At 53.8% G+C, this 15,533-nt stretch carries 11 protein-coding genes; 8 read left to right on the forward strand and 3 right to left on the reverse strand.

All coding sequences use genetic code 11. From position 1 onward, the window contains the following. Window positions 1–3: 3 nt before the first annotated feature. Window positions 4–1,302, reverse strand: coding sequence for an ATP-binding protein (locus tag ABQ137_RS08275; protein ID WP_349781960.1), 1,299 nt, complete (start codon window positions 1,300–1,302; stop codon window positions 4–6). Further along, window positions 1,299–4,514, reverse strand: a complete 3,216-nt coding sequence (locus tag ABQ137_RS08280) for a TerB N-terminal domain-containing protein (protein WP_349781962.1) — start codon at window positions 4,512–4,514, stop codon at window positions 1,299–1,301. Before ABQ137_RS08280 ends, ABQ137_RS08275 begins: the two co-directional genes overlap by 4 nt. 331 nt (window positions 4,515–4,845) lie before the next feature. On the opposite strand from ABQ137_RS08280, the gene ABQ137_RS08285 reads away from it, so the two are divergent. From ABQ137_RS08285 to ABQ137_RS08295, 3 genes are all read left to right on the forward strand, one after another. Next, complete coding sequence (locus ABQ137_RS08285) at window positions 4,846–6,600, forward strand: P-loop NTPase fold protein (protein ID WP_260807928.1); 1,755 nt, start codon at window positions 4,846–4,848, stop codon at window positions 6,598–6,600. A gap of 120 nt (window positions 6,601–6,720) precedes the next feature. Then, window positions 6,721–7,302 carry a hypothetical protein gene (locus ABQ137_RS08290; protein ID WP_252163546.1) on the forward strand — a complete coding sequence of 194 codons (582 nt, stop codon included), beginning with the start codon at window positions 6,721–6,723 and terminating at the stop codon, window positions 7,300–7,302. Further along, window positions 7,250–8,185, forward strand: a complete 936-nt coding sequence (locus tag ABQ137_RS08295; RefSeq protein WP_252163545.1) for a hypothetical protein — start codon at window positions 7,250–7,252, stop codon at window positions 8,183–8,185. The genes ABQ137_RS08290 and ABQ137_RS08295 overlap by 53 nt, the downstream gene beginning before the upstream one ends. Window positions 8,186–8,243: 58 nt before the next feature. Here the strand turns inward: ABQ137_RS08295 and ABQ137_RS08300 are convergent, their stop codons facing one another. Continuing rightward, a complete protein-coding gene (locus ABQ137_RS08300; protein WP_313905551.1) occupies window positions 8,244–9,413 on the reverse strand; it encodes a tyrosine-type recombinase/integrase in 1,170 nt (389 codons plus the stop codon). 1,012 nt (window positions 9,414–10,425) lie between these two features. Between ABQ137_RS08300 and ABQ137_RS08305 the strand changes: the two genes are divergently transcribed. The 5 genes from ABQ137_RS08305 (at window position 10,426) to ABQ137_RS08325 (ending at window position 15,490) form a co-directional block, all read left to right on the forward strand. Beyond that, entirely contained in the window at window positions 10,426–12,141 is a 1,716-nt protein-coding gene (locus tag ABQ137_RS08305) for an Eco57I restriction-modification methylase domain-containing protein (protein ID WP_349781966.1), read from the forward strand. 11 nt (window positions 12,142–12,152) lie between these two features. Then, a complete protein-coding gene (locus ABQ137_RS08310) occupies window positions 12,153–12,893 on the forward strand; it encodes a PaeR7I family type II restriction endonuclease (protein ID WP_349781968.1) in 741 nt (246 codons plus the stop codon). A 433-nt stretch (window positions 12,894–13,326) separates the two neighbouring features. Continuing rightward, entirely contained in the window at window positions 13,327–13,638 is a 312-nt protein-coding gene (locus tag ABQ137_RS08315; RefSeq protein WP_349781970.1) for a DUF3892 domain-containing protein, read from the forward strand. A 163-nt stretch (window positions 13,639–13,801) separates the two neighbouring features. Next, window positions 13,802–14,290 carry a hypothetical protein gene (locus ABQ137_RS08320; protein ID WP_349781972.1) on the forward strand — a complete coding sequence of 163 codons (489 nt, stop codon included), beginning with the start codon at window positions 13,802–13,804 and terminating at the stop codon, window positions 14,288–14,290. A gap of 330 nt (window positions 14,291–14,620) precedes the next feature. Continuing rightward, the gene (locus ABQ137_RS08325; RefSeq protein ID WP_349781974.1) at window positions 14,621–15,490 is read left to right on the forward strand and encodes a MobA/MobL family protein; all 870 of its coding nucleotides are present in this window, start codon (window positions 14,621–14,623) and stop codon (window positions 15,488–15,490) included. The last annotated feature ends 43 nt before the right edge of the window (window positions 15,491–15,533 follow it).

Consider the following 15,533-nt stretch of genomic DNA (forward strand, 5'->3'; position numbering starts at 1 on the left):
CGATCAGAGCTTGAACGAAGCCAGTTCGTCATCCGCTTGGACCGTTAGGTCTTCGTCGCCGCCATGGTCTTCCTTGACTTCAATCTCTCCGATCAAGGTTTGCCAAGCCGTGCCGGGATTTTGCTCCAAGACTGCCAAGAGATTGATGAACGCGGTAATCGTGGTGCGAGGCGTGCGGAAGAAGCTGTCACCAATCCGATTGGCGCAGTGTTCCATGAATTGCTGAATCGCTTCGTCAGGCAGCAGATATTTTTCCACATCACCGCTTGCGTAGACGTGGCGGATCTTGGTCAAAAGCACATAGAAGTCTTCCGCAGTGAGGCTCGAAAGGCGCACGACAGGCCCAGAGAAGTCGACCAGCCCTTCTTTGGCAAAGGTGTTTTGGGCCAAGCGGCTTTGGAGGGCTTGGTAGCTGTAAACGCCGCGACGGGGATCCATCAAGAATTCCGGCGTGCCACCCAGCACGAAGCCAAGACCGACCGCCGTTCCTTGGAAAGAGTCATTGAGCATGCGCAAGATCTGCTCGTAGTTCGAGTTGCGCGCCTGGGCGTTGGCAAGCTTGTAGAGATTAACGAGCTCGTCCAGGCAAACCAAAAGCCCGCTAAAGCCGGCCAGTCGCACGAAGCGTCCCATCAGTTTGAGCTGATCGTAGACCGAGGCATCATCAACAATCGAGCGCACACCAAGCGCAGCTTTGGCGTCGGTCTTGGTGGAGAACTCGCCACGCAACCAGCGAATGGCATCGGATTTCAGTTGCTCATTGCCTTGTTCAAAGCCCTTGCAATAAGCCGCAATGACATCGGCAAAGTCATAGCCATTAACGAGTTCCGTCAGCTGTTCAAGCTTGGCGCGGATGACTTGCTCGGTGGGAACATCCTTTGCTTTGGCTTCGGTCTTGGCGGTTGCGATGAATTTCTCAACGACTCCTGGCAGCGCGCCACCGTCAGGCTTGGTGCGCGTGGCCAAGTTGCGCATCAGCTCTGCATAAAGCGAACGGGCTTGGCCACCGGAGGCATGCAAACGCCGATCGGGATTGAGGTCAGCGCTTGCCACGACGAGCTTGCGCTCCATCGCGATGGCGCGCACCAGGTTGAGGAAGAAGGTCTTGCCAGCACCGTATTCACCAACGACCAGTCGGAACGAGGAGCCGCCATCGGCCAAGCGATCAATGTCGCTGACCAGCGTTTCAACTTCGCGAATGCGCCCGACCTGGATCAGGTGCTGACCAGCACGAGGCACGACACCTGCACGCAATGACTGAATGACCGCATCACGATCCTTGGCACGAATAGGGTTGCTCATTGCTCTATTTTCCCGATGAACTCTGGGTTGATCTCCACCGGATCGTCTCCTTCAGAGAATGGGATGTCATAAGCATCAAACGATGCATCATTGATGTGTTCAAGTGCGCCATCGAGCATCAGCTCCAGATCTGAAGCGCCATCTTCCAGTTCGGAGCGCGTCCAATTGGGTCGAGAGAGCATGAGGCGCAGCAGTGCGCTGTGTGCTTCATCCAAGCCCAACAGGCCGGGAGTAGCAGCAGGTTCTTGACTGGGGAGTATTGGTGCTTGGGGCTCGATGACGGGTTCGGCGACATCCTCTGTAAAGATGCCCGCCAAGAGGGCAGAGACCTTGGCGGTATCATGTTGGAGTTCGGCAATACGTTTGGGGTCCAGGCGAAACTGCTTGGCTGGCTCTACCTTGGTGGTGCTTCTTCCCGCGCTCACGGCATGGACGTCACTAAAGACACGCTTGGTCTCCACGCCGAGCGTCTTGTAGACCTTCTCCAAGAAGCGCATTTCGTCTGGCGAGACGGTGCCGTCACTTTGCGCAAGGCTTGCCATGGAGGCGGCGATCACTTCCTTGGTGGTTTGATCCAACGGATCAAGCTTTTTCTTGAGCGAGGTTAGGGTGATGGGCGCTTGGCTCAGCCAGACAAGATGCGCACGAAGACGCTTGTGGTCGGCGGGACTGAGGTGACTCCATGCATCAATCTCTCGGCCAAGATGGTCAATTTCGTGTGCACTGAAATCGCCATCGGCCTGTGCAACCGTGGAAGCAAGTTGCAAGGTCAACAGGGCGATTTGATACGCGCTGCTTTGGGCTTGATGGGTTTGGCCGGGCAACAACGCGAAGAGGACCACAGGATCAGTATCGCCAGGCGCCCGCGCGCCTTCGAGCACGTTAGGCTCCATGCCGATGTGAGCCGCTTCGAGCGTCCTGGCAAGATCTCGGATCTTTTCTCGGTTGAGCGACGCTCCACCATTGCCAAAGCGATCGGCAAGCTGAGTCAGGGGCAGGGTGATCGCACGATCTTGAACCTCGTCCACCAGCAATTGGAGCGCTGCTTTGCGCGGTGCCGGCCAAATGCTGGTTGGCAGGTGTAGCAAGCCATCCAGCGTATTCCGAGCCTCGGGGTTCTTGTTGATAAGGCGACTCAGCGGGCCGAGTTCATCCGTGCATTGCTGGACGATTTCGTTGAGTTTCTTGATGGGCGCGGTGAGCGCGGTGACATCAGGTGTTTCGCCAAAGGTCTTGGGTTTGAAGCTGCTGCCATAAAAGGCAGGGGAAAATGTTTGTCTCGAAAATTTCAGCTTGGTGCGGTTCTTGGGCAGGACCAACCCTGCATCAAAAAGCTCCCGGTAGCGCTCAACGAAGAGCTGATCGAATTCCTCTGCGCAGCGCGTTGTGGCAGTTCTGAGGGGGATTTCGGGGCTCAGGCGTGCCCATGCGAGGGCCAGTTGTGCTGGAATCGGGGCACGATCCAAGGAGCATTGACCCAACGCTAGGCGTAGGTAGAAGGGAAGTTCATGGGTGCGCTGAAAGCGGGGGAGCGGCTTGGTGTAAAGCTTTTCTCCAACGTCATCGAGTTCCATCCAGTCGAGCAAACTGTTGATCTGGAATCGGATAACGGTGTAGATCTTGCCGTAGGCGGCTTCTAGATGCCGCAGTGCTGCTTTGATGGCTGGCCAACCCTGCTTTGACTCTGGCTCATCGACCCCATCGATCAAGACCCGCCGTTCAATGCCATACAAGAACAACATCACGTATCGGTAGTTGCATTCGGGATCGGATCGATCAGAAGCGAGCCAATTGATGTAGGCGCGGCGCTCGGTTGCAGATAGGTCAGCGTAGTCTTCCTGGTAGCCGACTGGCTCGCGGTAGTTGCCAGTCGGTGCAACGGCGAGAACGCCATTGACCAAGCTGGGTTCAGTCCCTCCCCTTGGTGTGGCGAGCCTGACCCCAGAGTAGAACAGTCCGCCTGAGATTTTTACCCCACGAATTTCGATGATCTCGCCTGGCTGCACCCAGCGTGTTTTCTCCCAACCCTCAGGAGGCTTGGGCACAGAGAATTCTTTGGCGGGTGCACTGCCGGCGATGCTGGTGCGATGAAGCTCGTCCATGGTCCTGGGTGCTTCTGTGCGGGAGGCCTCAGGCAACGGTGGTGGGGTCGATGGCCCATGTGCCTCGCGCTGCAGAGCAGGAGCAGGAGTAGGCGGCACAGTAGGTGTCAGAGTCTGGATCGCCTCAATTCTTTCTGCAGATGGGCTTGGCTGGCTTGCGATCGGTGCGATCGCGCCCTGATCTTCAAGATTGGCGTCGGCAAAAGCTTGAGCTGGCCCAGGCATGGATGCTTTAGCGGCGACCGCACGCATGGCGTCGAGAAGATTGCTCTTCGGTTGCTGCGGCGATGACGTGGTTTCCGTAGGTGCAGAGGCGATGTTGTGGACGTCAGGTGTTGCGGTTACTCCCAGATCGCTTGGACTAGGCAAGGCAGTGGAGCGCGGGCGGCTCGGGGTGGGCACGATAATGCGCGGAGCGTCTAATGCGGCGTTAATGGCAGAGTTCGCTTGCCGACTTGTTGATGGTTGCTCAGCCACAGCGCGCATTGCTTCAAGCAAATTGCCGTTGGGCTGCCGGGAGACGGGACGATCCTGAGCATTTCCGGTAGCGCTCGGTTCAAGTGCGGCACGTGTGCCTGAAAGAATGATCGGAGACGTTTCCGCCTGCCCGGGAGGGGTAGGAGTCGGCGGTGCTATTGGCGTCGTCGGGCCGTGCTCGGCAATGTGTGCCATCGCGTTCCGTAAGTTCCCCAGCCGGTCGGTTTCAGCCAAAGCTGGGTTTTGTGGAATCGCCACCTGGGGAGCAGGGGGGACTGACTGGCTCAACGCTATGGTGGGGTCCGCGACGAACTCACTGGCAAGCCGGTTGCTCTGCGAAGGCGATGGAGCAATCGGCGATTGAGCTGCCTCTAGCATGGAAGACAGGATCTTCCGGTTGGCGCTGGCGAGAGCAGGCGCTGTAGAGCTGCGAGGTTTGCTTTGAGCTGACTTCAACCCAGTCAGTTCGGCGAGCGTCGGCTCACGCACGATCGGGGCTGCTGGCTTCCTCCGAGTCTGCCACTTAACGAAGAGGTAGAGCCCGAAAGCGACCACAACAGTAATGCCGAGGGCAATCCACACCTGTCTCGGCACCATCGCGATGATCGCTAATGCGATCATCAATGCGATCACGGTAAGGTCTGAGCCTTGCTTTTTCCTGCGTCTCGCCACGTGGCCCCCTGCCTACGGCGTATTCCTAAACCATTGTAGTGCGGAAAAAGCCGGATGGATTTGCTCGCCATATCATCCCTGTGCCCAAGGCAATGGGGACCAGCACCAGGTGCAGCACGCTCAGAAGCGATGAACGAGTGATGTGAGCATGTCGGGCAAGCGTGGCCATAGGAAGCGTGTCGGCAACACAAGCGAGAAGCACAGTGATCCCACTAAAAAGCCCTCAAGCAGCCGTAGCAGTTTAAAGGAATAAGTGATCTAATCAGATTAAAAATGGTAAGCGAGGATTGGAATGAAGCAACTCGACTTATATCTGCAGGGTCCACAGCCTGGCTACGCTATGCTGATTGGAGGAAGTTGGGGCGTGGGAAAGTCCTTTGTTTGGCAGCGATATGCTAGGCAACTTGAGGAAATCACACCAATTACGATTTCAGCCGCGGGTCTTCAGACAGCAGAAGATCTTGAGCGTGCTCTATTTCAGGCCTCAATCAGTGATTTGGGTCCAAAGCCAATGATTGAGTTAGGCTCAGTAGTGGGAAGAGCTCTGCTGCGCGTCGTGAAGGTCGATCCCAACGACATCAAGCTAAAGGCTGATGTGACAGGTGGACGTAGTGTCATATGTATAGACGATATTGAGCGGTTTGCAGGTGATTTCAACGTCATCTTCGGGTTTGTGGTTAATTTGATTGATGTTAATGGCGTTCACTGCGTGCTTATCGCCGATGAGGAGCGAGCCAATGAGCGATTTAAGAATGAGTATGGGAAATATAAGGAGAGGATTGTTGGCAAGACAATCGTGTTGCAGCCAAACATTCATGATTTTTGTGATCAGGTAATAAAAGGATTTGCTAATCAGCAAGTTCGCGAGGCAATGCTTGCTGGCGCTGAAAGACTCGTTGCCCTGATTGAAGGTGCTAAATTGAGAAATCTTCGGGCAGTTAGATTTTTTCTAACTGAAATGGAGATTGTGTTGAGGTCACTGTCGCCTGATCTTATAAGCCGCGCTATCGCGAGTTCTTTGCCAAGTGCTTTGCTCTTTTGGATTGGTGCAACAAGTAAGGATGCTGGCAATCTTAGAATTGTAGAAAAGGCGTTTTTAAGTCAGGGTATGGACCTGGCGCTGACTATGCGTGTATACGAAAAAAGAAAAAGAGACCAGCGAGATGGTGATGCTGATCCTGATGATATAGATAAATTTTCAGACTTGTTGAATGAGCTTGGACTATCCCAAGAGCATAATAATTGGCCGGCATCCTCCGCTTTTGTCGATCATATATTGGGTTTGGAACGAGTCGATTACGGCCAGTTGAGTATTGATTTTGGTTTGGCGGAGACGGCAGTTGAGACTTATGATCCTATTGCTGTAATCAATCATTATGCTAGTCATGATGATGAGGCTGTTCAGATGGCGATTAAGAGCGCGCACGAGGAATTCAATAGGAACCCCGCTGAACTCACGCGTCTTTTTGATATCTATCGAGCCTTGCACTACATGGCATCTCGCGAAATTTTTGCCATTACTAAAGATGCATGGAGAAGGGAGGTGGTGGACAGGTTGATCGGTCTAATTGCTGAGCCGCACTGGCTAACTCCGGAGGTATTTGAAATTTTCCCTGGAAGCTATGATCCGGAAGAACAGTCTGTCTTTGAGAAGTTTGAGCAAGTGCACAATGCGGCTCTTGATTTAAGAAAGGAAAATGATCGAAACGACGCCCTGGCTGCATTGCTGGATGGGACGACCATGGGCATTGACGCAACTATTAGCCCTCTTCTCGTGGCGGTAGAAGGCTCTGAGTCTGAGTTTTTAGCAAAGCTGCGCATGGCTGGCATGCATGCTGTTCTGCGCTTGAAAGAGATACTTCGCAAGCGGCTTAGTATAAGCAATGTTGCAGCCTACGTTAAGGCGGATCGTGTATCGGCGATCGCGCTTGCAGATCAGATCGACAAAAGCTTAAACGTAGCAAGTCCAATGCTCATATTGGAATCGGAACTCAAAGAACTTGCGTGGACACTAAGACGATTTGTGAGCTACATTGATGGAGATTGAGCTTGATGAGTATTCGGCGCCCTTTGAATTTTCTTCTAGCGCCGACTATTTTTCAAATTCTTTTTTTTTGAATCTTGACCGGCGCGTTTATTGCCTTACCTTCTGCGGTGAGGTTTGAAGATGAATATTAAATTTGAAGCGCAATTACTGGAAAACCTCGGATTTTTCGTCGCTCCCGACAATTTGAGTAATTCTTCGATTGGCGACGATCATGGTTGGATGGTTACACACCCGCAGTGGGATCATGGAAGACAGTGTGAGTCAAGAGCCGATATCGCGAAGTGGCTATATTCACGCGGGGTCAGTCTTTATCCTCAATATCTGGCCATTTTGCGTTTTCGAGAACTTTTGGGTTCTGCAGATGCAGAAACCATCAATGGACTGAAATCATGGTGCGAGGGTAGTCGGGTCCGAGGTGCAGCAGAGGTCGTTGTGGACGAGGTGCTACGTGTATCGCGCCAAGAAGTAGTTCTGGCCAAAAAAGATTGGCTAAGCCTTGCTTTGGAAATTCTTGCTCCCCACATGCAGCGAAGATATTTGCCACTAGGAACTCACATGGGCTTGGAACTTGATGCCTTCCTGGCCGCTCGTGCCCTAGACAGTCAGCGGTCCAAAGGCATAGTCTATGATCTTTGGAAAAGGACGCGAGATGGATTTCAGAGATTGGGTTGTCGCTTCTTTGGATTTGCCGAAAAACATTAACTCGGCAATTGAACTGAATTTGCAGCTAGCAGCTAAGACTGTAGAGGCTCTTAACGGTTCTTCTAGTCGCTTAGATGAAGAGACATTGACGGGTGCTATGATCGGGGCGCTGGTAGCCGCTCACCCGATGAGCGCAGCAAGCTTCCCATCAGATCAGGCATCGGCGATCCAATGGTCCGGCTACGCCAAGCATGGCAGTGGAATAAACAGCGAGCGCAGTTCCGGCGCTGACTTTGCACTGGTGATTTCTTTGCCAGATGGTCGATTACGCTTGGCTATTTTTCAAGCCAAGAGCGACTGGTCCGCATCCGCAACCAAAAATACGCTCGTTGTTGGGCAAATTAAGGAGGTGCCCGAAGAGAAGAATGTCGATGGTATCGTTATACATGATGCGTACTCCCGGAATCAGATCGAGGCGCTTGTTAAAACAGCCAATGGTATTGAATTAAAAGACAACAAGAGTATCTCGATCAGCAATCTTTCGTGGGTTCATTACCTTTGTCAGTTCCAATTGGGCATCGAAGCCGTTGCGCTTTCAAAAATCGAAAGTCACGTTCTGCAATCGATCGAATCCTGCAAGGAGGTGCGTTTGACGCTCACTTCCGATAAGGGGGTACAGCTGGATCTGCTTCTCAAAAGCAGCTGCAGCCAAAAGGCAGATGGATGGCTTGATCTTCCGACACTCGATGATGCGGGTTTGCCCGCCTCTATCGATCTCAGCGCTTTGGTTGAGCTGATGCCTGTCGTCGTTGCCCGAGAGGGCTCAGGCGGCCCGCAGCTGGAATTTGGGATGGGGATAGAGCGGGGGATGCTTAGTCGGCCCCTCTTGGATTTGCAAGAATCAACACCAGTCCCCGCGTCCATTAAAACGCACAGCATGTAGCCTCTGTGAAGGCGGCGCTGCTCAGCTCAATGGTTGAACAGACGCCTTTTACGCCGGTCTATGGATACATCCTCGCTCCCTTCCTCAGCCGCTCCCTAAATTGACCTCGCACATAGCCCGGCAGCTTCACAGCCGGCTGATAGTGGCCGAGCGCTTCGACCTGGATCCTCCGTGTGTTGCTGGCTGACTTGTGGACATAGTTGTCCTGCAGCACTGGCGCTTTCTTGTTGAGCGCATGACCCGTGATGAGGGCAATGTGCTCGACCCGCACGCCCTTGGCGTCCAGCTCGGTTGCAAGCGTGTGACGGAACGCATGCGATCCGATTCCTTTGCCAAAGCCTAAGCCCTTTAAGTAGGCAGCAAACTGGTTGACGAAGCCCTGGCTGTAGCGCCCGTTAGGCTCGCCGGTCTTGCGGCAGGTGCCAGCCGACAGGTTGGGGAAGAGGCGAGGGTGACCAGACGCCTTGATGTCGGCCAGGAAGTCGAGGAAGCCCGCCTGGATGAGGCTTGCGTGGATCGGCACCTTACGGATGGCGCTCTTTCCTTTCAGGCTTTGCCGACTTCGTTTGCCAGCGCTTTGCGCCAGGTCCTCGTCCACCGTCTTCTGGATCGAGAAGCACCACACGCCTTGGTCTTGCACGATGTCAGCCACTTTGAGCTGGGCGATCTCATTGATCCGGGCGCCCGTGTAAAGGGCGATGAGCGGGCACCACCAACGGTGCGGATACTTCTTGGCCCAGGGCAGGAAGGTCTCGGGGTTGAAGATCTTCTGGATTTCCTCTGGTGAGAGCAGCCGCTCGGGTTCATCCTGATCAGCCAGTAGCTCTTCTCTGGCCGGCTTGAACGCATCCATGGGCGAGTGTGGGATGGCACGTGCTTTGACCAGGGTGTTGAAGAAGGACGCGAGGAAGCGCCGATGCAGTTCCAAGGTGGCGTTGGCCGGTTGGGCCCGCCCTTGGCGTTGACCTTTGGCTATCAAGGCTTCTACGCTCAACCCTTGGTGCTTGGGGTTCGTCATGAAGTCTTCGGGTGCCCATCGCAGCAGATCCCACATTTGGTAGATGTGCGTGTGGTCGATCCGAGCAACAGAGGTGTTGCCGCTAACGCGTTGAAGGATGGCAAGCGTCCGACGATACGCATCGATCGTGGTGGTGCGAAGGTTCTGCCGCTCCTTGTCTTTGAGGAAGTCGTCGACCTCTTCAGAGAGGAGTCGCGCCGGGGTGGCCAAGGGCAGGGGCTCAGGATAGCGAGTTCCGGATCGGCGAAGTCGTCGGAGTTTTTCATGATGGTCGTAAGTCGCTTGGACCAGATCCTGAAGGTGAAGCGCGCCGGCTCGGTCTTGAACGACCATGTCAGTGAATTCGACTTTGCCGATGCGAATGCTTCGGATGAATAACTGACCTTTGGGGTGCTGCAAATATTGATGAAGTTGAGAATGTTTAAAGTGCATCTACGATCCAATTTTTGAGAAGGTAGACGTTTGATAAGGGGAGAGAATTTTCTGTCAATAATAAAATAGGACAGAAATTTCGTGCCGATGATTGCCTAAGGTGATCTCACCAATTGCCATTCAAACAGCTGGATTTTCAGTTCGACTTTCATAAAATATTTTATCGACAAGCTATATGGGGCAATGATTGCAGTGGTATAAATGAGTTTGAAACCATCAATGCGCTTGTAGAGTTTAAAATTAACAAAATGAAAAAAGTGAGAGATATATCATGCAAGTAAAATGAACGCGAGATAAATGATGTGGTTTTGCCTAATCCAAATATTCTTAAGAAGACAGTTAGGCAATCCGAATTTGGTCATACGAGGTCGACAGTGATGAGTTTGCGGGCCTCGCAGAATTTGAGACATAACTCGGCTGAGATCAGCCCTGGGCCAGGGGGCTGGCAAGCGGACCTCAGGAGCCCCTCAAACTCACTGAGGGGTATGCGCGTGGATAATTGGCTAGCGCAAACAGTAATCGGCGGCGTTGTGGCTTTAACGGACATCCACTTGGCGCGTTGGGCCTACGGCAAAGCAATTCAATGAACCTTGCCATCAATCGAGCTGAGCTGCGGAAAGTCGGACGCCTTGACCGGGCAAATCCTAAGTGAGTGTAGCACCCTCGCAGGGACAGCGGCCTTCGCTGACAGCGATCAAGCTTCTTTATAGAGGCGGCAGGAGAGCTGGTCGCGAGTGTCATGACAGGCTAATCTTGTAGTTGCTCAAATGACCTAAACGAGTTGTCTTGCGTGAACCTTGACCTTGCTGGAATCCCCGACGTTCTGGCCGACGAGAGCGAGTCCGCCAAGCAGTTTTCTACTGCGGGTGCCGACGAGCGAGGGGCGATTTTCACGCGGAGGGAGGTGGTCGAGTTCATCCTGGACCTGGTCGGCTACACAGAAGACCGGGACTTGGCCCAGACCAAGCTGCTCGAGCCTTCGGCTGGGCACGCAGACTTCCTGCTCCCGATCATTGGTCGGCTCGTCCGATCTTACGCGGCCCATGGGGGCGACCTGACCCGAGGCGGCCAGTCGTTGGGCCCCGCCATTCGCGCCTACGAGGTGCATGAGTCTAGCCTTGAAACTGCTCGCTCCGTGGTGGTGGCAGAACTCCTGCGCCTAGGTGTCAAGAAGGCGGCTGCCGACGGGTTGGGACGGACTTGGCTCGTTCGCGCCGACTTCCTCATGGCGCCGTTGCCGCACACGTTTGATTTCGTGGTGGGAAACCCTCCCTATGTCCGCCAAGAGCTGATCCCAGCGGCGTTGCTCGCTAGATACCGTGCGCGTTTCAAGACGCTCTACGACCGGGCCGACCTCTACATCCCCTTCTATGAGCGCTGCCTTCGTGTTCTGGCGCCTGGCGGGCGTTTAGGCTTCATCTGCACCGATCGCTGGACGAAGAACAAATACGGCGGCCCACTTCGAGCCATGGTGTCCGAGGAGTTCTCCCTGACGCACTTTGTGGACCTGGTGGATACGCAGGCATTTCTCTCGAACGTGATGACATATCCGGCTATCACAGTCATCGAGCGGCCGAAGCCGAAGTCCAAGGCTCGGCCTACGCGACTGGCCTATCGTCCAGCCATCTCTGCGGAGGTGCTCCGTCCGCTTGCGAAGGCAATGACGGGCACGAAGTTGAACCAGAAGGCGGGTGTGGTCGAGATGTCTGGGGTGGTCAATGGCTCGGAGCCTTGGATATTGCATCAAGCTGATCGCTTGGCGCTGGTGCGTCGACTTGAAGAGACACTACCCACGCTCGAAGAAGCAGGTTGCAAGGTAGGCATTGGTGTGGCGACCGGCAACGATGGTGTCTACATCGGCGATATGAAGACCCTCAATGTCGAGCAGAGCCGTAAGCTGCCCTTAGCCCGAACGCAAGACCTGCGTGGCGGGAGCATCGACTGGCAGGGTAAGGGCGTGCTCAATCCATTCGAAGAGGATGGACAGGTCGTAGACCTTGCGAGTTACCCGAAGTTCGCGGCCTACCTTCAAGAGCATGCGATACAAATCAAGGCGCGGCACGTCGCTAAGAAAAATCCGGAGCGATGGTTCCGCACGATCGACCGAATTTATCCTTCACTGGCCAAGACACCCAAGTTGTTGGTTCCAGACATAAAGGGAGATGCGCACATCGTCTATGAAGAAGGCAAGCTCTACCCGCATCACAATCTCTACTTCATCACAGCGAACGAGTGGGATCTTCGTGCGCTACAAGCCGTGCTGATGTCAGGAGTGGCACGGCTGTTTGTCGGCACCTACTCGACCACAATGCGAGGAGGATTTTTGCGTTTTCAGGCGCAGTATCTGCGCCGAATCCGTGTGCCACACTGGAAAAATGTGCCGAAGCATTTGCAGGAGGCATTGCGTGACGCGGCAGTCGCCGGGGACCGTGAAGCCGCGAACGGCGCCACCTATCAACTTTACGGATTGAACGAGGCCGAGCGAGACATCGTCGCTACGGTCTGAGGGGAACGAGCATGGCATTGGATCTGGCCGACTATGACGGCTTGGCACGGCTGGGCGTTGCGCAATTCTGGCAAGGCAGGAGCAGTGCTCTCGAAAACGATGAGGGGCGCAGCCAGGGAGGGGAGCGTGCCGGCGTGCTGGGTGGTCGGAACCTGGATGGCTTTCTGGCCATGATTGAAGTTCTAGTTCGTAGGAATGGACTGCCAAACGCCCACATTTGCGTCAAAGGTCGACCCAACCTTACGTTGCCCGGATATTACCGGCCAACGAAATTGTGGGATGTGCTGGTCTTTGATGGCAAAAAGCTTGTCGTTGCCGTCGAGTTGAAAAGCCACGTTGGCCCGTCCTTCGGCAACAACTTCAATAACCGCGCCGAAGAATCGATCGGCACTGCTCATGATCTTGCAACCGCTATGCGGGAGGGCATTCTGGGCCAACAGCTTCCCCCCTTCACAGGCTGGCTAATCCTGGTTGAAGATTGTGAGAAGTCAAATCGATCAGTGCGTGACATTTCACCTCATTTCCCAGTTTTCCCTGTATTCAAAGGCGCATCCTACTTGGCGCGCTATGAAGTGCTTTGCCGGAAGCTGGTTCAGGAGGGGCTCTACACCCAAGCTACAGTCATTGCTTCGTCTCGCACTGCTTGTGTCGGCGGAGACTATCGCGAACTTTCGCAGGACACGGGCTTACGAGCATTCGCGGCACGGCTGGCCGGCCACGTATCCGGGTGGGCAGAGGCGCATCCGCGTTAGCCTCTCGCATGCTCCCGAGTGAGACAGGGATTGATAAATGAGTCTAACGGATCGACTAAACGACCAGCTGATTGACCAAGTCAATACGCCATTGGTAGAGCGTTTCGAAGACGGTTTCTAATACATGGGAAATCATCAATACCGCATGCAAGCGCGCCAGGCGACGAATCGGGCAATTGCTCTCTTGGCTTTTGGCATTGATGGACGGTCCGGGGATGCTGCGTTTTTGTAGTAGAGTTAGGCAGCAAGAAAATAGCAATTATCGTATCCTGCTTGTCGATCAGACTGCGGTAGAATGTTCCGGCACGCAGTTATCGTGGATGTGAAATTCTATGATTTTAACTGTACGGAGTGTGTTGCCATCTGGACGCTGCAAAGTATCGAGATGTCTGATTCGATTGAGGCGTAAATTGACCAACATGGAGAGTTTGTTATGGTGAATCAGAATTACTACGTATCTGCTATTAGCTACAACAGTGATGAAACGCACATCGCCAAGCTGCGGATTCATAAAATAATTGATGGTACATCGAAGTTTATTCCTCTAGAGTTCGAGGATGTCACGCGCCCGAAAGTTATTGAGCTTATTGAAAAAGGAAGTCGTTTCTCAACAATCATCAAGAAGTCTGATGGAGGCTGGTCTATTGGCGCGCCGCTTGAGATTGTCCCCGTGACGACAAAGTATGTTAAGACTAGGCGTGATGAATCAACAAAGGATAATTTGGAGAACTTGCCTTCCTTCTAATTAAGGCTTGGTATGACGGCTCCCATCTTAGTCGGGAGTCGTTTTCAATTTTCCGGGTTCCGCTCTGGATCAGAGGCGACGATAGGATTGAGTCGTTGGAAGCGCTGCAAGATATGCTGTCTTGTTGTGCCACAAGCAACCCCTATTCGGAGTTAGATTAAAAGTGAGAAAAAATTGGCCCGATGTATTGCTCGCTTGTGCTGCTATCGTGTTGCTTTCGCGCGCGGTGCTGTCGATACGAAAGTCGGCTGGTGCAACGAACTCTAAGATTTCGGCACCAATCAAAAAGCCACTGTCAAACTCAACTCCGGCTCTGCCTGTGCAGAAAAACTCGATCATTGGAAAAATACTCGCTGTAGCCAATCGAGCAGAGGTAAAACTTAACAGTGTTCTTGACTGTATCCCTGCTCGGGTGTCAGCAACTGTGGCCTTTGTGGCGCTTATTTTTGCCGCTGTTGTAGCGTTCGTAGTGAGAAAGTTGCCGCCTACTGGTCCAACCGCGCCGATGAACCTTGTTTTCCTTTCTGTAATATTATTCTTTGCTGCCGTAGGAATTGTTCCCAAAACCAATGCGCGTTTTTGGTCGCTCTTTGGTGCAATTGTTGGCATTTTTATGTGGATCATTGCATTATGCAATGATGGGAATTGCTGATTTCGGTATCAGAGAAGAGCCAATAGTGAGCAGGCGATGCCCGCCCCGATGCCAAGTAAAAAGAAGCACAAGCAAATGGCTGTAATAGCTAGTGAATAGCTTTCGGATTTTGGTGGTTTATCGCTCATCTTTATCTCCTTGAATTGTTTATTTCATAAGGGGTTTTCTTGGCTTGTCAAGGACGAAATTTAAATATGGACGTCCGGCGCGCGCAAGTTTGGCCTGATTCCATAACAGGCAAAGTAGAATCCTCGGAAATAGGCGTTTTACGCTCTTGAGCACTGCGAAATCTTGAGTCAGAACTGATGAACTCTGACTCAGGAAACACACATGGCCATCTATCACACCCGCATCAAAACTTACAGCCGAGCCAAAGGGCATTCGGCACTTGCCGCAGCGGCATATCGCGGTGGTTATCTGCTCACCGATCCCACCTCAGGTGCTCGCCACGACTACCGGGGTAGGGCAGGCATCATCCAGTCGCGTTGCCTGGCGCCACCTGGTTCGCCGGCATGGGCCGATGACCCGCAAGCACTTTGGGCCTCTGCAGAAGCTGCAGAGCGACGCTGCAACAGCACCGTTTGCCGCGACTTCGCGGTTGCGCTGCCGCACGAACTCGATGACCCCAAGCGTTGGGAGTTGGTGCTCGATATCGCACATCGCCTGATTGAGCGATATGGCTTTGCCCTGCAAGCGAGTCACCATCGCCCGATCAAAGATGATCCGCGATACTTCTATTGCCATCTGCTTACCACGACGCGAAAGATGGAAGCCTCTGGCTTGACCCAGAAGACGCGGGTGCTCGATGGGCGCATCAATGGCAAGGAGGAAATCGAATGGATCCGCGCCATGATCGCTGATCGGATCAATGCGCACCTTGCCGAGGCCGGTATCGCCAAGGCGGTTGAGCATCGGCCCTTGACGGACCGCTTGGAAGCGATGCGAGGCAACGGAATCTTTGTCCAAGGACAAGCAAGCTTCGAGCAGCTTCTGTCCCGCTACCGCCAAGAGGGACGACTGTTGAGCGTGCCGGATGGCCACACGGCGGAGCAGGCCCAGCGTGAGCACCAAGGGCCAGGCATGGAGCCTGACGACGCTCCGGAAAATTGGCAGTCCGTTGGCCGGTTCAGTTCAAGTAAGGACGGCGAAGCTCTGTCAGCAATCCAAGCAGATCGAAGCGGCCATCAAGATACGCATTGAGGGCGTTGGCCATGTGCTGGTCAACGCCAAAGCCAGCCGCATG

The organism is Xanthomonas sp. WHRI 8393 (genome assembly GCF_040203315.1).
Classification (GTDB): domain Bacteria; phylum Pseudomonadota; class Gammaproteobacteria; order Xanthomonadales; family Xanthomonadaceae; genus Xanthomonas; species Xanthomonas arboricola.